Source organism: Mycobacterium liflandii, from assembly GCF_022354805.1.
GTDB classification, from domain to species: Bacteria; Actinomycetota; Actinomycetes; order Mycobacteriales; family Mycobacteriaceae; genus Mycobacterium; species Mycobacterium marinum.
The window spans coordinates 1,801,479-1,820,922 of the sequence record NZ_CP023138.1 but is presented as its reverse complement, the minus strand read 5'-3'; the positions used below and the strand labels follow the sequence as shown (position 1 = coordinate 1,820,922).

General features: G+C 65.3%; 19 protein-coding genes and 1 pseudogene. 12 read left to right on the top strand and 8 right to left on the bottom strand.

Annotation, left to right across the window (positions count from 1 at the left end; all coding sequences use genetic code 11):
• Positions 1-30: 30 nt before the first annotated feature.
• The 6 genes from CKW46_RS08345 (at position 31) to CKW46_RS08320 (ending at position 7,757) form a co-directional block, all read left to right on the top strand.
• Complete coding sequence (locus tag CKW46_RS08345) at positions 31-834, top strand: cutinase family protein (protein WP_117435252.1); 804 nt, start codon at positions 31-33, stop codon at positions 832-834.
• A 31-nt stretch (positions 835-865) separates the two neighbouring features.
• Positions 866-1,561, top strand: a complete 696-nt coding sequence (locus CKW46_RS08340; RefSeq protein ID WP_011739114.1) for a cutinase family protein — start codon at positions 866-868, stop codon at positions 1,559-1,561.
• Between the two features lie 259 nt (positions 1,562-1,820).
• Entirely contained in the window at positions 1,821-3,479 is a 1,659-nt protein-coding gene (locus CKW46_RS08335; protein WP_117435251.1) for a purine-cytosine permease family protein, read from the top strand.
• 128 nt (positions 3,480-3,607) lie between these two features.
• Positions 3,608-4,804, top strand: coding sequence for a PPE family protein (locus CKW46_RS08330; protein ID WP_482053044.1), 1,197 nt, complete (start codon positions 3,608-3,610; stop codon positions 4,802-4,804).
• A 65-nt stretch (positions 4,805-4,869) separates the two neighbouring features.
• Positions 4,870-6,012, top strand: a complete 1,143-nt coding sequence (locus CKW46_RS08325) for a PPE family protein (protein ID WP_117435250.1) — start codon at positions 4,870-4,872, stop codon at positions 6,010-6,012.
• Positions 6,013-6,281: 269 nt separating this feature from the next.
• A complete protein-coding gene (locus CKW46_RS08320; RefSeq protein ID WP_117435249.1) occupies positions 6,282-7,757 on the top strand; it encodes an amino acid permease in 1,476 nt (491 codons plus the stop codon).
• Between the two features lie 15 nt (positions 7,758-7,772).
• Here CKW46_RS08320 and truA read toward each other — a convergent pair whose 3' ends face one another.
• The 8 genes from truA to infA form a co-directional block, all read right to left on the bottom strand.
• Positions 7,773-8,690 (bottom strand): tRNA pseudouridine(38-40) synthase TruA, encoded by a 918-nt coding sequence (gene truA, locus CKW46_RS08315; RefSeq protein WP_373121765.1) that lies wholly within the window; start codon positions 8,688-8,690, stop codon positions 7,773-7,775.
• The gene (gene rplQ / locus CKW46_RS08310) at positions 8,617-9,186 is read right to left on the bottom strand and encodes a 50S ribosomal protein L17 (protein WP_117435248.1); all 570 of its coding nucleotides are present in this window, start codon (positions 9,184-9,186) and stop codon (positions 8,617-8,619) included. The genes truA and rplQ overlap by 74 nt, the downstream gene beginning before the upstream one ends.
• 60 nt (positions 9,187-9,246) lie before the next feature.
• Positions 9,247-10,290, bottom strand: a complete 1,044-nt coding sequence (locus tag CKW46_RS08305; protein ID WP_015354712.1) for a DNA-directed RNA polymerase subunit alpha — start codon at positions 10,288-10,290, stop codon at positions 9,247-9,249.
• A gap of 85 nt (positions 10,291-10,375) precedes the next feature.
• Complete coding sequence (gene rpsD / locus CKW46_RS08300; RefSeq protein WP_012392977.1) at positions 10,376-10,981, bottom strand: 30S ribosomal protein S4; 606 nt, start codon at positions 10,979-10,981, stop codon at positions 10,376-10,378.
• An 18-nt stretch (positions 10,982-10,999) separates the two neighbouring features.
• Positions 11,000-11,416: a 30S ribosomal protein S11 gene (rpsK, locus tag CKW46_RS08295; RefSeq protein WP_011739107.1), complete on the bottom strand. Its 417-nt coding sequence runs from the start codon at positions 11,414-11,416 to the stop codon at positions 11,000-11,002.
• A gap of 3 nt (positions 11,417-11,419) precedes the next feature.
• Positions 11,420-11,794, bottom strand: a complete 375-nt coding sequence (gene rpsM, locus CKW46_RS08290; RefSeq protein WP_011739106.1) for a 30S ribosomal protein S13 — start codon at positions 11,792-11,794, stop codon at positions 11,420-11,422.
• 189 nt (positions 11,795-11,983) lie between these two features.
• Entirely contained in the window at positions 11,984-12,097 is a 114-nt protein-coding gene (rpmJ, locus tag CKW46_RS08285; protein ID WP_003879483.1) for a 50S ribosomal protein L36, read from the bottom strand.
• Positions 12,098-12,130: 33 nt separating this feature from the next.
• The gene (gene infA, locus CKW46_RS08280; protein ID WP_003418601.1) at positions 12,131-12,352 is read right to left on the bottom strand and encodes a translation initiation factor IF-1; all 222 of its coding nucleotides are present in this window, start codon (positions 12,350-12,352) and stop codon (positions 12,131-12,133) included.
• 247 nt (positions 12,353-12,599) lie between these two features.
• Between infA and CKW46_RS08275 the strand changes: the two are divergent.
• From CKW46_RS08275 to CKW46_RS08250, 6 genes and pseudogenes are all read left to right on the top strand, one after another.
• Positions 12,600-13,519 (top strand): annotated as a pseudogene (locus CKW46_RS08275) (LLM class F420-dependent oxidoreductase).
• 26 nt (positions 13,520-13,545) lie between these two features.
• Positions 13,546-14,406: an LLM class F420-dependent oxidoreductase gene (locus CKW46_RS08270; protein ID WP_015354709.1), complete on the top strand. Its 861-nt coding sequence runs from the start codon at positions 13,546-13,548 to the stop codon at positions 14,404-14,406.
• Positions 14,407-14,415: 9 nt separating this feature from the next.
• Positions 14,416-15,411: a dTDP-glucose 4,6-dehydratase gene (gene rfbB / locus CKW46_RS08265; protein ID WP_117435247.1), complete on the top strand. Its 996-nt coding sequence runs from the start codon at positions 14,416-14,418 to the stop codon at positions 15,409-15,411.
• A 1-nt stretch (position 15,412) separates the two neighbouring features.
• Positions 15,413-16,018 carry a dTDP-4-dehydrorhamnose 3,5-epimerase gene (gene rfbC / locus CKW46_RS08260; RefSeq protein WP_117435246.1) on the top strand — a complete coding sequence of 202 codons (606 nt, stop codon included), beginning with the start codon at positions 15,413-15,415 and terminating at the stop codon, positions 16,016-16,018.
• 163 nt (positions 16,019-16,181) lie between these two features.
• The gene (locus tag CKW46_RS08255; RefSeq protein ID WP_117435245.1) at positions 16,182-17,741 is read left to right on the top strand and encodes an MFS transporter; all 1,560 of its coding nucleotides are present in this window, start codon (positions 16,182-16,184) and stop codon (positions 17,739-17,741) included.
• Between the two features lie 179 nt (positions 17,742-17,920).
• Entirely contained in the window at positions 17,921-19,441 is a 1,521-nt protein-coding gene (locus CKW46_RS08250; RefSeq protein ID WP_117435264.1) for a CoA-acylating methylmalonate-semialdehyde dehydrogenase, read from the top strand.
• Positions 19,442-19,444: the final 3 nt, after the last annotated feature.

The following is a 19,444-nucleotide window of genomic DNA, read 5'->3' as shown; positions in this document are numbered from 1 at the left end:
ACGAAGTCCGATTGCGGGTAAAATTTCGGCGTGAACAAGCACCCATTGGCCGTGCTGGCCGGCGCTCTGGTCACCGCGACCGGCCTGTTGGCCGCCCCCAGCATCACTGGAACCGCCATCCCGTCGGCGTCCGCAGCGGACTGTCCCGACGCCGAAGTCGTGTTCGCACGCGGAACCAGCGAGCCACCCGGCATCGGCCGGGTGGGTGAGGCCTTCGTGGACTCGTTGCGCCAGCAGACCGGCAAGAACATCGGTGTGTACGCGGTGAACTACCCCGCCAGCCGTTTGCAGCTGCACGGCGGCGACGGAGCCAATGACGTGATTTCACACGTCAAATCGATGGCCTCCTCCTGCCCCAACACCAAGATCGTGCTGGGCGGCTATTCACAGGGCGCCGACGTGATCGACATCGTGGCCGGAGTCCCGTTGGCCGGCATCAGCTTTGGCAACGAGCTGCCCGCCCAGTACGCGGACAACATCGCGGCGGTCGCGGTGTTCGGCAACGTGGCCAACCGCTCCGGCGGATCATTGACCACCCAGAGTTCGTTGCTGGGTTCCAAGTCCATCGACCTGTGCAACCCCAGTGACCCGATCTGTCACTCCGGCCCCGGCAACGATTGGAACGGGCACACCGACGGTTACGTCCCCACCTACACCACCCAAGCGGCGAGTTTCGTTGCGGCCAAGCTGGCCGCATCGTCGATGGCACCGGTGGTCCAGTTGCCTGGGCCCGTGCCGCGGGCGCCCGGCCCCGCTCCGCAGGCCCCCGGACGCGCTACGGCATCGCCCGGAACCCCAGTCGGGGCGACAGGCACCCTCGTCGGCGCTCACTGACCCACTGTCAGCAAGCCCGTAAAATTGCGCCATGTGGCTATTTCCCCTGGACGCACAGAAGTGGGCGCGCTCGGGTCGCGGCCGAACACGACTCGCACGGCGCTGTGCCGGGTTGGTGGCCACCACGATTGCGGCGTGCGCGGTATTGCTCGCGTTTCCATTGGTGCCTAAGGCAGCCGCGGCCTGCCCCGATGTCCAGGTGGTTTTCGCCAGGGGCACCGGCGAACCACCCGGTCTCGGCCGGGTGGGCAACGCCATGGTGGCCTCGCTACGGCAGAAGACCGACCAGAGCATCGGCGCGTACGCGGTGAACTACCCCGCCAACAAGGACTTCCTGGCGGCCGCCGACGGCGCCAACGACGCCAGCGACCACGTCCAGCAGATGACGAATGAATGCCCCAACACCAAACTGGTGCTCGGTGGTTATTCCCAGGGTGCCGCGGTCATCAACATCGTTACCGCCGCACCCCTTCCCGGCCTTGGCTTCACCCAGCCGCTGCCAGCCCAAGCCGCCCAGCACGTGGCCGCGGTCACCCTGTTCGGGAACCCATCGGGCCGAGCGGGTGGATTGATGACGGCGCTGAGCCCGCACTTCGGCGGCAAGATCCTCAACCTGTGCAACACCGGCGACCCGATCTGCTCGGACGGCGACCAGTGGAAGGCCCACACCGGCTACGTTCCGGGCCTGACCAACAAAGCCGCCAGTTTCGTCGCAGGCCGGATCTGAATCAGCCCCACTCGCGAATCGGCCGAGCCGATTCAGCGCGCTTGTGAGGCGACTGGGCAAGCCCTTGGGCTTGCCTGTACCGGAACGCTTCCGGTGGCAGACCCCTGCGACCAGGGTTACGATCACGCTGAACCTCAACGAGGCGTACCGAACGCGCCAACGAAGGTTCTCTTTGCCGCTGTACACGAAGGCAAGTGCGCGATGCGCGCCGTGGCGATTCTGATGCGCCATTGTCCGGCGATTGCGCCCAGGAGGATCGATGCAGGATACCGACGTATCGCAGGTATCACCCTCAGCCCCTGCGGATCTTGCTGAAATCACGGCGGCCAAGGAAACCCTCGAGGACTACACGCTGCGGTTTGCGCCGCGCAGCTACCGCCGGTGGTCGCCGGCGGTCGTCGGGATCTCCGCCCTGGGCGGTATCGCCTACCTGGCCGACTTCGCGATCGGCGCCAATATCGGGATCACGTGGGGAACCACCAATGCCCTCTGGGGCATAGCCATCTTCGCCGCGGTGGTCTTCACCACCGGATTGCCCCTGGCCTACTACGCGGGCCGCTACAACATCGATTTGGATCTGATCACCCGTGGCAGCGGTTTCGGCTACTACGGGTCGGTGGTGACCAACGTCATCTTTGCCACGTTCACCTTCATCTTCTTTGCACTCGAAGGTTCGATCATGGCCCAGGGACTGAACCTGGGTCTGCACATTCCGTTGTGGCTGGGGTATGCCTTCTCGACGCTGCTGATCTTTCCGCTGGTGATATACGGCATGAAAGTTCTTTCACAGCTGCAACTTTGGACCACGCCGCTGTGGCTGATCCTGATGGTGGCCCCGTTCGGCTACCTCTTGATCAGCCATCCCGAGTCGGTCGCGCAGTTCTTCGCCTACGCAGGCAAGGACGGTCGCGCCACGGCCAGCATCGGCTCCGCACTGATGGCGGCGGGCGTATGCCTGGCGCTGATCGCTCAAATCGCGGAGCAGATCGACTATTTGCGGTTCATGCCGCCACGGACGCCCAAGAACTCACGTCGGTGGTGGGCCTGGATGCTGCTGGCCGGGCCCGGCTGGGTCATCTTCGGCGCGGCCAAACAGATCATCGGCCTGTTCCTGGCGGTCTATCTGCTCTCCAACGTCGCCGGTGCGGCCGATTTCGCCAATCAACCGGTCCACCAATTCATGCAGATCTACCGCAACTTCATGCCGGGTTGGCTGGCGCTGACATTGGCGGTGATCTTGGTGGTGCTCAGCCAGGTCAAGATCAACGTGACGAACGCGTATTCGGGTTCGCTGGCCTGGACGAATTCATTCACCCGCGTCACCAAGCACTACCCCGGGCGAGTGATGTTCCTCGGCGTGAATCTCACGATTGCCCTGATCCTGATGGAAGCCAACATGTTTGACTTCCTCAACACAATCCTCGGCTTCTACGCCAACTGCGGCATGGCCTGGGTGGTGACGGTGGCATCTGACATCGTCTTCAACAAGTTCCTGCTCGGCCTGTCGCCGAAGACACCGGAGTTCCGTCGCGGCATGTTGTATGCCATCAACCCGGTTGGCTTCGGGTCGATGCTGTTGGCAGCGGGCCTTTCGATCGTCGCGTTCTTCGGCGGCCTCGGTGAGACGCTGCGCCCGTACTCGCCGTTGGTGGCGATCAGCGTCGCCTTGGTGATGCCACCGATTCTGGCCATTGCCACCAAGGGCAAGTACTACCTGCGACGCACCCACGACGGCATCGAGCTGCCCATGTACGACGAGCACGGCAACCCGTCCGCCGAGCACCTGAATTGCCATGTCTGCCGGCAGAACTTCGAGCGACCCGATATGGCGGCCTGCCAGACCCACGATGCTCACGTTTGTTCGCTGTGCCTGTCCACCGACAAACAGGCCGAACACGTCTTGTCAGCCCATCCCTAACCCGACGATGTGGAGCCACAAGTAAATCGTGCCGAACTTTTGCCTTTGGCGATTGTTTCTATTGGTCATATAATCGGGGCCTTGTTGCTTGTGGGTGATCAATAGTTCCCGTTGATCCGACGACGGCGATGTCGCAGGAGGCTGCACTCACCGCTGTTGAGGAGGATCTCGTGGTCGTTGACACCTCGCCGGTCGACGCCGGCGGCTACGTGTCCGTCCCCGTGCTCCTCTCTGATTTCGGCTCGCTGTCGCCGGAGATCAACTCCGGGCGCATCTACGCCGGTCCGGGATCTGGACCAGTGCTGGCCGCGGCGGGAGCCTGGGATGCGCTGGCCACCGAGTTGGGCGCCACCGCATGCGGATACAGCTGCGTGATCACCCAATTGACGAGCTTGCCGTGGTCGGGGCCCGCCGCCGCGGCCATGCTTACCGCGGTCACGCCGTACGTCTCCTGGTTGACCACGATGGCCACGCGCGCCGAACAGACCGCCATGCAGGCCAGGGCCGCCGCGGCGGCCTATGAGGCGGCCTTCGCGATGACCGTGCCCCCGCCGGCGATTGCAGTCAACCGAGTCCGGTTGCTGGCGCTGATCGCAACCAATTTCTTCGGGCAGAACACGCCGTCGATCGCGGCTACCGAAGCCGAGTACGCCGAGTTCTGGGCGCATGACGCCACCGCGATGTACTGCTACGCCAGCACCTCGACGTCGTTTCTGGCACTACCCGCCTTCCCCGGGCCACCACGCACGACCGACCCGGCAGGATTGGCCGGACAGGCCGCCGCGACCAGCCAATCCGCGGCGTCGGCGACCTCCTCATCGGCAATCCAGGCGCTTACCCAAGTCTCGTCGTCGCTAGCCGCGGCCGGGCATTGGCTGCCCATCCTCTCGACCGCGGAGTGGAACACCTTGGTCAACACCTGGGGCCTGGCCTATTTCGGCGCGGGAATCTTCCAGTTGGGCACCCTGTTTGCCCAACAACTCTTGCCAGACGCTGCGGCGGCGCCGTCCGCGGCCGCGGCCGCGGCATCGATCGCCGTGGCCGCACAACTGGCAGCACCCGTTGCCGCCACGCCGGTTTCGGCCGTATTCGCGCGGGCGGACACCATCGGACCGATGTCGGTACCGCCAAGTTGGACCACCACCGCACCGGCACCCACCGCCGGGGGCGCCGCGATCTCTGGCATCGACGTCGCGCCCGGGCGCCCCCAAGCACCCAACGCCCTGCTTCCCAATCTGCGCGACAACAGCCGAGCAACGACCTTCGCTCGGCGCCGATACGGCATCCGCCTGACGGTGATGTTGCGCCCACCGGAAGCCGGATAGGCACCCAAGCTTCGAGGAGAAGAGCAGATGGCACAGGCAGCCACACAGGTAGGGAGTTGATAGCAATGGACTTTGGGATACTGCCGCCAGAGATCAACTCCGCTCGCATGTACTCCGGCCCCGGCTCGTCACCCTTGTTGACGGTGGCCTCGGCGTGGAGCGGCCTGGCCGCCGAGTTGAGCGCTACCGCCAACGACTACGAGACCGTGATCTCCGGGCTGCAAAGCCAGGGTTGGGTCGGGCCTTCGTCGGAAGCGATGGCCAACTCCATCTGGCCCTATGTCGCGTGGCTGCGCGCCACTGCCGCCGCGACCGAGCAGTCGGCAAGCAAGGCTCGCATAGCGGCCAGCGCGCACGAAGCCGCCTTCGCCGCAACGGTGCCGCCGCCACAGATCGCCGCCAATCGCGCCGAACTCACCGGGTTGATCTCAACCAACGTGGTGGGCCAAAACAGTGCCGCGATAGCCGCTGCGGAAGCCCAATACGGCGAGATGTGGTCCCAGGATGCCGCGACCATGTATGCCTATGCCGCCAGCTGCGCAACCGCCACATCCGTGACACCGTTTGTGTCGCCGCCGCAAACCACCAGCCCGACCGCGGCGGCGACACAAGCCGGCACCCTCGCCCGGGCCGCCGCCACCACCGCCGGTACCGCACAGAGCACCTTGTCACGGCTGATCTCGGAGGTACCGGGTGTGCTGCAAGCCCTTACGTCGCCGTTGGCCTCGGCCGCATCATCGACGGCCGGCCCCATCGAGCGGTTCTTGGAGTGGTACGCGCCGTTCGCAAATTTCTTCTACGACACCCTCGGCCTGCCGTTCTTTGGCGCCGGCATCACCAGTTTCTTCGCGGCAACGGCCAAGACGGCGGGGGCGATTGGCCCCGCGGCCGCCGCACCAGCGGCCACCGTCGCCGCCACGGGTGCGGCCGAAGCGGTGGGCGCTGGGCCGGTTTCGGCGAGTCTGGCTCAGGCCAGCACGGTCGGCAAGCTGTCGGTACCCCACACCTGGGAAGGGGCCACCCCGGCGACAAGCCCCACCACCGCATCGAAATTCATCAGCGACGTGATCGAACCGGAAAGCGTGGAGGCGGGCGGCAACGTCATCGGCGGAGTGCCGATGCCCGGTCCAGGCGAAGGTTCGGCGGGTGCGGGTCCCCGCTACGGGGTACGCCTCACCGTCATGCCTCACCCACCGTCGGCGGGCTGAGTTGAGCACACATCTCAGGCATGGGGCAGCCGCCACCCGAGCGCCGGGTCTGGGTGGTTGCCCCGGCCATTCCACATCACTGAGCACCCGCGGATTCCGGGCGCCGCCGCCGATCCGGCCCTCGCCCACCCATCCAGCACGCCTCGACGTCCCGCAGTCGGCTGATGCCGTGTCCACCATTCGGGGATAACGCCTCAGTGCAGCACCGCAACGGGGCTGGTGCCTATAAACTCGACCGCTCCGCCCCGATCTGATGAGGACGCTCATTGATGCCTGAAGATGTTGCTACCTGCCAACCCACCGAATCAACGCCGCATCTTCATCGGGGTCTTTCCAACCGACACATTCAGTTGATCGCCATTGGCGGGGCGATCGGCACCGGCCTGTTCATGGGGTCCGGCCGCACCATCTCGCTGGCCGGCCCGGCGGTGATAGTCGTCTACGCGGTCATCGGGTTTTTCGTCTTCTTCGTGCTGCGCGCGATGGGCGAGCTGCTGTTGTCGAACTTGAACTACAAGTCGTTCGTCGACTGTGCCGCCGACCTTCTGGGCCCGGCGGCCGGCTACTTCATGGGCTGGTCGTACTGGTTCGCCTGGATCGTCGCGGGCATCGCCGATCTCGTCGCCATCACCGGCTATAGCAAGTTCTGGTGGCCGGACGTACCCACCTGGGCACCGGCACTGGTCACTATCGCCGTCATGCTCTCGATTAACATGTTCGGTGTCAGCAAGTTCGGCGAGACGGAATTTTGGTTCGCCCTGATCAAGGTTGCGGCGATCCTCTGCCTCATCACCGTGGGCGCGATCTTGGTCATCACCGGCTTCACCTCGCCCGACGGCGACCGGGCGGCCCTGGCGAATCTCTGGAACGACGGCGGGTTCTTCCCAACCGGGTTCGTCGGTTTGGCGAGCGGGTTTCAGATCGCCTTTTTCGCCTATATCGGAGTGGAACTGGTGGGTGCGGCCGCGGCGGAAGCCGCCGATCCCAGCCACACTCTCCCCCGTGCGATCAACGCCGTCCCGCTGCGGGTGGCGATCTTTTATATCGGGGCCCTGCTGGCGATTCTCTCCGTCGTCCCGTGGCGACGGTTCGCCAGTGGCGAGTCGCCGTTCGTGACCATGTTCGCCTTGGCCGGACTCGCCGCGGCCGCATCCGTCGTCAACTTTGTCGTCATCACCTCGGCCGCGTCCTCGGCGAACTCCGGCGTGTTCTCCACCGGCCGCATGCTCTATGGCCTGGCCGACGAGGGCAGCGCGCCGGGAATCTTCGGTCGACTCAATAGCCGCGGAGTGCCGGCACCGGCCCTGATCCTCACCGCGGCGCTGTTGTTGTCCGCCATCCCGCTGCTCTACGCCGGCGGTTCGGTGATCGGTGCCTTCACCTTGATCACCACCATCTCGTCGCTGCTGTTCATGTTCGTCTGGACGATGATCGTGATCAGCTACCTCGTCTATCGGCGCCGACACGCACAACGCCACGCCGATTCGGCTTACAAGATGCCCGGTGGCGTGGTGATGTGCTGGGCCATACTCGGCTTCTTCGTATTCGTGATCTGGACGCTCACCACCGAAACCGAAACCGCGACCGCATTGGTGTGGTTCCCGCTGTGGTTCGTGATCCTCGGGATCGGCTGGGCGCTCGTCCGGCGCCGCCCCGGCCACCTCGAGCAATACCACCGGTTCCAGGCCGAAATGAACGGCACCGCCGAGGGGGTACTCCCGCCCGATGCCTCAGCCCGGACCTAGTCGATACGTAATAAGTCAGTCGGTACGCGAGCGCAGATCGCGGGTAATCAAGACCCGCGATGCGAGCTGGTCATCGGGCGGATAGTCCACCTTGGCCAGGACCAGACCGTGCGCCGGTGCGGCCGCGAAGTCACTGGAACGCGCGGTAGCGGTGAGCAACTCGCGACACCAATCTGGCGTACGCCGGTGTTCGCCCACGGCCAGCAGCGCGCCCACCAATGAACGCACCATCGACCAGCAGAACGCGTCGGCGCTGACCTGCGCGGTGACCAGGTGCCCGTTGCGCGACCAGTCCAGCCGTTGCAGGTCACGGATGGTGGTAGCCCCCTCGCGACGGCGGCAAAACGCGGCAAAATTGTGCAGTCCCAATAACTCTCGGGATGCCACCGTCATCGCATCGATGTCCAGCTCCCGCGGCCATACGGTCACATAGCGAGCCTGCTGCGGCTCGACACCGTAGGGGGCCGTCGACAAGCGGTAGACATAATGGCGGCGAAGTGCCGAAAATCGGGCATCGAAAGCCGTTGGCGCACGCGCGATATCGAGGACGCGCAGATCAGCCGGCAAGAAGCGGGCCAAACGTCGCACCAACGGCAGGAATTCCGGATCGCCCGCGCGCGCCGAACGCGAATAGGCGTTCGGCAACGCGTCGACTGGAACATCGGCGTGGGCCACCTGGCCGGTGGCGTGGACCCCCGCATCGGTACGCCCGGCGGCACGCAGGCGCACCGGTGTGCGCAGGACCGTCGTCAGCGCCTCATCAAGGACGCCAGCGACCGTACGCTGCCCCGTCTGCGTCGCCCAGCCTGCGAAATCCGTACCGTCGTAGGCAATGTCGAAGCGCAGACGAACTGCGTCACTAATTCTGCGGTGCCTCGTCAGCGTCGGTGTCAGCGGAGCCGGCCTCGGCGTCGGTGGCCTCGGCGTCGGCAGGCGCTGCCTCGACTTCGGTAGCGGCCACCGCCTCCTCGGCCGCCGGCTCCTCGGCTGCCTGCGGCTCCGAAGGCGCGTCCTGCGACGCGGCCTGGGAGGCTTTCACCCGTCGTGCACGGTCGGCCTCAGACGTCACCGTCTTCTCCCGCACCAACTCGATCACCGCCATCGGGGCGTTGTCGCCCTTGCGCGGTTCGACCTTGATGATGCGGGTGTAGCCGCCCTCACGATCGGCAAAGAACGGCCCGATCTCAGCGAACAGGGTGTGAACCACGTCCTTGTCGCGGATCTTCTTGAGCACCTCGCGCCGATTGTGCAGTGCACCCTTCTTCGCGTGGGTGATCAGCTTCTCCGCGTACGGCCGCAACGCCCGCGCCTTGGGCTTGGTGGTCTTGATTCGGCCGTGCTCGAACAGCGAGGTGGCCAGGTTGGCCAGTAGCGCCTTCTGGTGCGAGGACGACCCGCCGAGGCGAGGGCCTTTGGTGGGCTTGGGCATTGCGGCTATCTCCTATTCGGGGCCGGTCCCCGTATCAGGTAGGACCGGGACGGATCTTGGTTAGAGCTGTTCGGTTTCGGCGTAGTCCTGGTCGTCGTAGGCGCCCTCGGTCGACCAGGTACCGGTGGCCACGTCGTAGCCTGCGACCTCAGACGGGTCGAAGCTCGGCGGGCTGTCCTTGAGCGACAGGCCCAGCTGGTGCAGCTTGACCTTGACCTCATCGATCGACTTCTGACCGAAGTTGCGGATGTCGAGTAAGTCCGACTCGGTGCGCGACACCAGTTCGCCGACGGTGTGCACGCCCTCGCGCTTGAGGCAGTTGTACGAGCGCACGGTCAGATCCAGGTCGTCGATCGGCAGTGCGAACGAGGCGATGTGGTCGGCCTCGGCCGGTGACGGCCCAATCTCGATACCTTCGGCCTCGACGTTGAGTTCACGTGCCAGACCGAACAATTCGACGAGCGTCTTGCCCGCAGATGCCAGCGCGTCGCGCGGGGTGATCGAATTCTTGGTATCGACATCGAGGATCAGCTTGTCGAAGTCGGTGCGCTGCTCGACACGAGTCGCGTCCACCTTGTAGGTGACCTTGAGCACCGGCGAGTAGATGGAATCGACCGGGATGCGGCCGATTTCGGCGCCCGAAGCCCGGTTCTGCACTGCCGGGACGTAACCGCGGCCGCGCTCGACGACGAGCTCGACCTCCAGCTTGCCCTTGTCGTTGAGGGTGGCGATGCGCATGTTGGGGTTGTGCACCGTGACACCGGCCGGCGGCACGATGTCGCCCGCGGTGACCTCACCGGGCCCCTGCTTGCGCAGGTACATGGTGACCGGCTCGTCTTCCTCCGAAGAAACGACCAGGGCCTTGAGGTTCAGGATGATGTCGGTGACATCTTCTTTGACTCCGGGCACCGTGGTGAACTCGTGCAGCACGCCGTCGATGCGGATGCTGGTGACGGCTGCCCCGGGAATCGAGGACAGCAGCGTGCGACGCAGCGAGTTGCCAAGGGTGTAGCCGAATCCGGGTTCCAGCGGTTCGATGACGAACTGGGACCGGCTGTCGGTGAGGACTTCCTCGGACAGAGTCGGCCGCTGAGAGATCAGCATGGTGTTCTTGTTCTCCTTCTCGGCACCCGCTATTTGATGCCGTTAGGTGATCCGTCGCTGCGGCCGCAGCGACGGAAGACGGGGCTTACTTCGAGTAGTACTCGACGATCAGCTGCTCGGTGAGCGGGACCTCGATCTGTGCCCGCTCGGGCAGCTGGTGGATCAGGATGCGCTGACGCTCCCCCACGACCTGCAACCAGCTCGGGATCGGACGGTCACCCGCCGTTTCGCGCGCAATCTGGAACGGCACCGTGTTGAGCGAGTTGTCCCGCACATCGATGATGTCGTACTGCGAAACCCGGTAGCTGGGCACATTGACGTGCACGCCGTTGACGCTGAAGTGCCCGTGGCTGACCAGCTGACGAGCCATCCGGCGGGTACGTGCCAACCCGGCCCGGTATACGACGTTGTCGAGCCGGCTCTCCAGGATCTTCAGCAGCTCCTCACCGGTCTTGCCGGAGTGGCGAACGGCCTCTTCGTAGTAGCGGCGGAACTGCTTTTCCATCACGCCGTAGGTGAAGCGGGCCTTCTGCTTTTCCTGCAACTGCTGGCGGTATTCACTGTCCTTGATCCGGGCGCGGCCGTGCTGGCCGGGCGGGTAGGGACGCTTTTCGAATGACTGGTCGCCACCAACGAGGTCGGTGCCCAGCCGGCGCGACTTGCGGGTGACGGGTCCGGTGTAACGAGCCATTGGTATGTCCTCCTAGACCTAGACGCGCCGACGCTTGGGCGGGCGGACACCGTTGTGCGGCTGCGGGGTGACATCGGAGATCGCACCGACCTCCAGGCCAGCGGCCTGCAGCGACCGGATCGCGGTCTCGCGGCCCGAACCCGGCCCCTTCACGAACACGTCGACCTTGCGGACACCGTGCTCCTGGGCCTTGCGCGCGGCGTTCTCGGCGGCCAGCTGCGCTGCGAACGGTGTCGACTTGCGGGATCCCTTGAAGCCGACGTGACCCGACGACGCCCAGGCGATGACGTTGCCCTGCGGGTCGGTGATCGTCACGATCGTGTTGTTGAACGTGCTCTTGATGTGCGCGGCACCGTGCGGGACGTTCTTCTTTTCCCGGCGGCGAGTCTTCTGGCCCTTCTTGGGGCCCGTGCCGCTGGCTTTCTTCGGTGGCATCGGTTACCTGGCCTTCTTCTTGCCTGCGATGGTGCGCTTGGGGCCCTTACGGGTCCGCGCGTTGGTCTTGGTGCGCTGGCCACGTACCGGCAAACCACGGCGGTGCCGCAGGCCCTGGTAGCAGCCGATCTCGATCTTGCGACGAATGTCGGCCTGCACCTCGCGGCGCAGGTCACCCTCGATCTTCAAGTTCGCTTCGATGTAGTCACGCAGGTGCGTCAGCTGGTCGTCAGTGAGATCGCGAGTGCGCAGGTTACGGTCAATGCCCGTAGCTGCCAAGATCTCGTTCGACCGGGTACGGCCGACGCCGTAGATGTAGGTCAGGGCGATCTCCATCCGCTTGTCGCGCGGTAGATCGACGCCGACTAGTCGAGCCATAGGTGGCGTTTCCTCTTTTTCTCAGCGGAGGTCTTATCCCAGTCCGTTCCCGCAAGGTTTGCGGGGCCCAGCCTCCGTCCGGGCGCGGATGAGCTGGCCCATCACTATTGATGCCAGCCGCTCATTGGTGCTGGGAGGTCTGCATCAGTTGTCTGCGCTTCGCGCTAGCTAGCTGCTGCTAGCCCTGGTCTACCCCTGCCGCTGCTTGTGGCGCGGATCGGAGCAGATCACCATGACCCGCCCATGCCGACGGATCACCCTGCACTTGTCACAGATCGGCTTGACGCTCGGGTTCACCTTCACGGCAGTCTCGGTCCTGTTCTCTGGGTGGTTTGGCTATTTGTACCGGTACACGATGCGGCCCCTGGACAGGTCGTAGGGAGACAACTCCACCACCACGCGATCCTCGGGCAGGATACGGATGTAGTGCTGCCGCATCTTGCCGCTGATGTGGGCGAGCACCTTGTGGCCGTTCTCCAGCTCAATGCGAAACATGGCATTAGGCAGGGGCTCGACCACGCGACCCTCGACCTCTATGGCACCGTCCTTCTTGGCCATTACTTTCCGGCGATCCTCACTTCTTGTTCGTGCACCTGGTTTGGCGCAGCACCCGTCCTGACCGCAAAACGTGAGCCGGTGGTGGAAATTCCGCGAAACGATCCGAGAAATTTCGGGACTGGGCACGCCAGGAGTCGGCACGAGACGTCGCACCGTCGTCCCACGATACCCGCACTGCCGCGCTCGGCGCAAAACGCCACAAAGCCGGGCCGGAATAGCCGCCCCGACCCAGCCGGTTGGACCTAGCATGCCCGCCCCTGAGACCGACTCTGACGCCAGATCTTCCGCGAGTCCAGCTGCCGGTAAGCCCAACCTCGGCCGGTTCGGATCCTTCGGCCGCGGTGTCACCCCGGCTCAGGCCAGAGACATCGAAGCGCTGGGCTACGGCGCGGTCTGGGTCGGCGGGTCACCGCCGGCGGAACTGGCCTGGGTGGAACCGATCCTGGCGGCCACCACCACGCTGCAGGTAGCCACCGGCATCGTCAACATCTGGTCGGCGCCCGCCGAGCCGGTAGCCGAGTCGTTTCATCGCATCGAGGCCGCCTACCCCGGCCGTTTCCTGCTGGGAATCGGCGTGGGCCACCCGGAAGCGATCACCGAGTACCACAGCACCGGCAACGCGGTGGACGCCCTCACCGAGTACCTCAACAGGCTCGACGACTACGGGGTGCCGGCCAACCGACGGGTGGTGGCGGCGCTGGGCCCGCGGGTGCTGCGGCTCGCGGCGCGACGCAGCGCCGGCGCGCACCCCTACCTGACCACACCGGAGCACACCGGCGCGGCCCGCGAACTCATCGGCCCGTCGGCGTTTCTGGCTCCCGAACACAAACGTTTCTGGCTCCCGAACACAAAGTGGTGCTGACCACCGACGCGCAACGGGCGCGTGCCGTCGGGCGCAAGGCCCTCGACATCTATCTCAACCTGGCGAACTACCTGAACAGCTGGAAGCGGCTGGGCTTCAGCGAGCGCGACATCGCCCGCCCGGGCAGTGACCGCCTGGTTGACGCCGTGGTCGCCTACGGCACTCCCGCGGCCATCGCGGCGCGCCTCAACGAACACCTGCAAGCCGGCGCCGACCACGTCCCCGTACAAGTCCTGACCAAAAGTGAGAACCTGGTACCAGCGCTCGCCGAGTTGGCCGGGCCGCTCGGGCTGGCCGGCGCCTGAGCTTCAAGCAGGCACGGGGGAACCAGATGACCAACGCAGTTTCACTCAAACCCGAGCTGGGCCGGTTCGGCGTATGGCTGGGTAGCCGCTCCATCACCCCCGAACTCGCCGGGCAGATCGAATCACTCGGCTACGGCGCGGCCTGGATCGGCGCATCACCGGACGCCGATCTGGCTTGGGTCGAGCCCGCCTTGGAGCAGACCACATCACTGCAGCTGGCGACCGGAATCGTCAATATCTGGTCGGCGCCGGCCGATGAGGTGGCGGCGTCGTATCAGCGGATCGAGAGCGCCCACCCGGGCCGGTTTCTGCTGGGTGTCGGGGTAGGCCATCCCGAGCACACCCAGGAGTATCAGAAACCCTATGACGCGCTGGTGGCCTATCTCGACGACCTGGACAAGGCGATGGTGCCGGACAGCAGGCGGGTATTGGCGGCGCTGGGCCCCAGAATGTTGCGCCTGGCCGCGCAGCGTAGCGCCGGCGCCCATCCGTATCTGACCACGCCCGAGCACACCGGCACCGCCCGCCAGTTGGTCGGCAACACCGTGTTCCTGGCGCCCGAACACAAAGTCGTGCTCACCACCGATGCGGCGCAAGCCCGCGCGGTGGGCCGCAAGTTCATCGATTTCTACCTGGGACTGAGCAACTACGTGAACAACTGGCTGAAGCTGGGCTTCACCGAAGACGACGTGCGCAAGCCCGGTAGCGACAGATTGATCGACGCCCTGGTGGCCTACGGCACCCCTGATCAGATCGCCCGGCGGCTCGGCGAACACCACGAAGCCGGCGCCGACCATGTGGCGATTCAGGTGCTGCGCCCGTCCCGGGAGGACAAGCCGATGGCGGCGCTGACCGAACTGTCAGGGGCGCTCGGGCTCACCCGTTAGGGTTTGACCATGCGACTGCTAGTCACCGGTGGAGCGGGCTTCATCGGCGCGAACTTTGTGCACAGCAGCGTGCGCGAGTACCCCGACGACGCGGTGACCGTGCTCGACGCCCTGACCTATGCCGGCCGGCGCGAATCGTTGGCCGATCTCGAAGACGCCATCAGGCTGGTCGAGGGCGACATCACCGATGCCGAGCTGGTTTCCCAGCTGGTGGCCGAGTCCGACGCGGTGGTGCATTTCGCCGCCGAATCCCACGTCGACAATGCGCTGGACAACCCGGAACCATTCGTGCACACCAACGTGCTCGGGACCTTCACCATCCTGGAGGCGGTGCGGCGGCACGGCGTACGGCTGCACCACATCTCCACCGACGAGGTGTACGGGGACCTCGAACTGCACGACCCCGCGCGATTCACCGAGGCGACCCCGTACAACCCGTCGAGTCCGTATTCGGCAACCAAGGCCGGCGCGGACATGTTGGTCCGGGCCTGGGTTCGGTCCTATGGCGTGGCGGCCACCATCTCCAACTGCTCCAACAACTACGGCCCGTATCAGCACATCGAGAAGTTCATTCCTCGGCAGATCACCAACGTGCTGACCGGGCGGCGCCCCAAGCTGTATGGCACCGGCGCCAATGTCCGGGACTGGATCCACGTCGACGACCACAACAGCGCGGTGCGGCGGACCCTGGAGAAGGGGCAGATCGGCAAGACCTATCTGATCAGCTCCGAAGGCGAGCGCGACAACCTGAGCGTGCTGCGCGCGCTGCTGCGGATGATGGATCGCGACCCCGACGACTTCGATCACGTCGTCGACCGCGTCGGCCACGATCTGCGCTATGCCATCGACCCATCTTTGCTCTACAACGAGTTGGCGTGGGCGCCCAAGCACACCGATTTCGAGGAAGGCTTGCGCACCACCATCGACTGGTACCGGGCCAACGAATCATGGTGGCGTCCGTTGAAAGACGCCGCAGAAGCCCGTTACCAAGAACGCGGTCAGTGACATGCAGGCACGCGAACTCAAAGTTCCAGGCGCGTGGGAGATCACCCCGACCATCCACGGTGATTCCCGCGGCATGTTTTTCGAATGGCTCGCCGACAGCGGGTTCACCGCCTTCTGCGGTCATCGCTTCGACGTCCGCCAAGCCAACTGCTCGGTGTCGTCAGCCGGCGTGCTGCGGGGTCTGCACTTCGCCGAGCTGCCCCCCAGCCAGGCCAAGTACGTCACCTGCGTATCCGGCGCGGTGTTCGATGTCGTCGTTGACATCCGTTTGGGTTCACCGACATTCGGCCAGTGGGACTCGGTACTGCTCGACGATCGCCACCGATCGATTTACATCTCGGAAGGACTTGCGCACGGTTTCCTTGCGCTGCAAGACAAATCAACGGTGATGTACATGTGTTCGGCCGAGTACAACCCGCAGCGCGAGCACACGATCTGCGCGACCGACCCCGAACTGGCGATCGACTGGCCCCTGGTCGACGGCGCCCCTCCCAGCCTGTCTGAACGCGATGCGGCGGCCGGCAGCCTCGATGAAGTGCGCGCTTCGGGGGTCCTGCCCACTTGGGAAGAGACCCAGAGGTTCATCGACGGCCTGCGGGGTACCTAGCCAGCCTCCGCGTGCGAACCGCCCCGCCGGAGCCCAATTGTCGCCGTGGCCGGCGGTACCGACAGCATGGCCGCGCCGAATGCCCGGGTGGCTATCGCTAGCCTTCCAGGCATGCCAACCACACAGATCGCCTGGGACGGCGTCGATGACGGCGAGCCCGCAGGTGAATGAGACTGAGGGCAGGCCGGTAGTCGGGCGTCCCGGTGCGGTGCTGTTCACCGTGTGCGCCGCCCTGTTCTTGGTTGTGGTGGATGTCACCGTGCTGCACGTGGCCGCACCAAGAATCGCCGAGGAGCCGAGTCCCTCACCCACCGAATTCCTGTGGATCGTCGACATCTACCCGCTGATCATGGCCTCATTATTGATGCTGATGGCGGGAGCCGCTTCAGACCGGTTTGGCCGCAAGCGCCTGCTGATGACTGGTCTGGTGATCTTCGGGCTGGTCTCGATTCCGGCGGCCTTCGCGGCTACACCGTTGATGCTGATCCTGGCCCGTTCGGTGATGGCAGTGGGCGCGGCGATGATCCTTCCCGCCACGGTATCGCTGTTGCGGGTCGCGTTCCCGGACCGCGCCGAACGGATGCGCGCGGTGGGGATCTGGTCTGCGGTGTCGGCGGTGGGGGCGGCGATCGGCCCGTTGATGGGCGGGTTGCTGGTCGAGTACTTCTGGTGGGGCGCGATATTCCTGATCAACGTCCCCCTCGCGCTGCTGGTTCTGCTGCTGGTGTGGCGGCTTGTCCCGGAGTCACGCTCGCAGGCCCGGCTGGTGTTGGACGGTCTCAGCGTCAGCCTGTCGATCGTCGCAGTGCTCACGTCGGTGCTGGCGATCAAGCAGGCGACTCACCACGGGATCGATCCTGCGGCAGTTGGTTACGTCGTCATCGCCAGCGTCGGGTTGTGGTGGTTCATCAGCCGCCAGATCAGCAGGCAGCGCCGCGGGATCGAACCGCTGCTCAACGTGCACTTGTTCACCCGAGCGCCGTTTACCATTGCGGTCCTGGCCGTGCTACTGGCGGTGTTTTCCATCGTCGGCCTAGACCTGGTGTTCGCGCAGTATCTGCAGAATTTTCTCGGCTTCACGCCGATCAAGGCCGCGCTCCTGCTCACGCCGATGGCGGCCGCGACGGTCGTCGGTTCTCTGTCCGCGCATCTGATCGTGGGTCGCTGCGGCACCCGTGTCGCGATCGGCGCCGGCCTCGGCCTTACCGCAAGCGCATTGCTCCCGCTGCTGACCCTGGGCCACAATGGGCAGCTTCTGGTGTTCGTGGGTTCGCTGGTCGGGTTCGCCCTCTATGTGGTGCTGGTTTCGGCAAACGACGCGATCATCTCCGCGGTCTCCGAGGATTACGTCGGCCAAGCCGCCGGTGTCGAAGAAGTCGCCTACGACCTCGGGGGTGGGCTGGGCATTGCGGTGCTGGCCTCCGTCCTCACGGCCACCTATACCGCAGCTTTCGACCCAATTTCGGGGCTGACCGACTCGCAGTTGGCAACCGCTCAGGAGTCCATCCGAACCGCCAATGATCTCGCCGACGCGACCTCCGCGCCGGCGCTGGCGTCCCAGATCCGTATTGAGGCGCACACCGCTTTTCTGGCCGGCTTTCACACCACCATCGTGGTCGCGATAGCGATCCTCGCCGCAGCCGCCGTGGCCGCCGGCGCCCTGCTCTCGACCAAGACCTTGCCCGAACCGGCCGGTCAAGATGCCCCCGATCCGAGCGCATAGCGCCGGGCCGACCGGCCCGCTACCGCGTCGGTACCACACCTTCGGGACCAGCATCGGCACGCTTGCCACGATGATTGGGGCCATGTTCGTCAAGAGTCCGTTGCGTACCACCGACGAGATTTACTAGGATGTCCAAGTATCGGGTCTCCCCGCCGCACACGACCGTTATGGAACACGCTATGACCACACAAATTCCGCATTTCATCGATGGACGCCGCACTCCCGGGCAATCCACCCGCACCGCCGATGTCCTCGACCCCAATACCGGCCAGGTCCAGACGACGGTACCGATGGCCGCGCAGGCCGACATCGACGCCGCGGTCGCAGGCGCCGCCGAAGCGCAAATAGGTTGGGCCGCCTGGAATCCTCAGCGGCGGGCGCGGGTGTTGATGCGCTTCATCGAGTTGGTCAACCAGAACACCGACGAGTTGGCCGAGCTGCTATCACGCGAGCACGGCAAGACAGTGCCCGACGCCCGCGGTGACATCCAGCGGGGCATCGAGGTGATCGAGTTCTGTCTCGGCATCCCCCACCTGCTCAAGGGCGAGTACACCGAGGGCGCCGGCCCGGGCATTGACGTCTACTCGCTGCGGCAGCCGCTCGGCGTGGTCGCCGGCATCACCCCGTTCAACTTCCCCGCGATGATCCCGCTGTGGAAGGCCGGCCCCGCCCTGGCATGCGGAAACGCCTTTGTGCTCAAGCCCAGTGAGCGCGACCCGTCGGTTCCGTTGCGACTGGCCGAACTGTTCGTCGAGGCCGGCCTACCCCCCGGCGTCTTCCAGGTCGTCCACGGCGACAAGGAGGCCGTCGACGCCATCCTCAATCACCCCGAGATCAAGGCGGTCGGCTTCGTCGGCAGCTCCGACATTGCCCAGTACATCTACTCCGGGGCGGCGGCCACCGGCAAGCGTTCGCAGTGCTTCGGCGGCGCCAAGAACCACATGATCGTGATGCCTGACGCCGACCTCGACCAAGCCGTCGACGCGCTGATCGGCGCCGGATACGGCAGTGCGGGCGAACGCTGCATGGCGATCAGCGTCGCGGTGCCGGTGGGCGAACAAACCGCGGATCGGCTGCGCGCCAAGCTGGTTGAACGCATCAACAACCTGCGAGTCGGACACAGCCTGGACCCGAAAGCCGACTACGGCCCATTGGTCACCGAAGCCGCACTCACGCGGGTGCGCGACTACATCGGCCAGGGCGTCGCCTCCGGCGCCGAATTGGTCGTCGACGGCCGCGAGCGGGCCAGTGACGATCTGGCCTTCGGCGACGCGAACCTGGAAGGCGGCTACTTCATCGGGCCGACCCTGTTCGACCACGTCACCACCGACATGTCCATCTACACCGACGAGATCTTCGGACCGGTGCTGTGCATGGTCCGCGCCCACGACTACGAAGAAGCGCTGCGGTTGCCCTCCGAGCACGAGTACGGCAACGGCGTGGCGGTCTTCACCCGCGACGGCGACACCGCGCGCGACTTCGTGTCCCGGGTGCAGGTGGGCATGGTCGGGGTCAACGTCCCGATCCCGGTTCCGGTCGCCTACCACACCTTCGGCGGTTGGAAGCGTTCCGGATTCGGCGACCTCAACCAACACGGCCCGACGTCGATCCAGTTTTACACCAAGGTCAAGACCGTCACCTCCCGGTGGCCGTCGGGCATCAAAGATGGCGCCGAGTTCGTCATCCCCACGATGAAGTAGCCG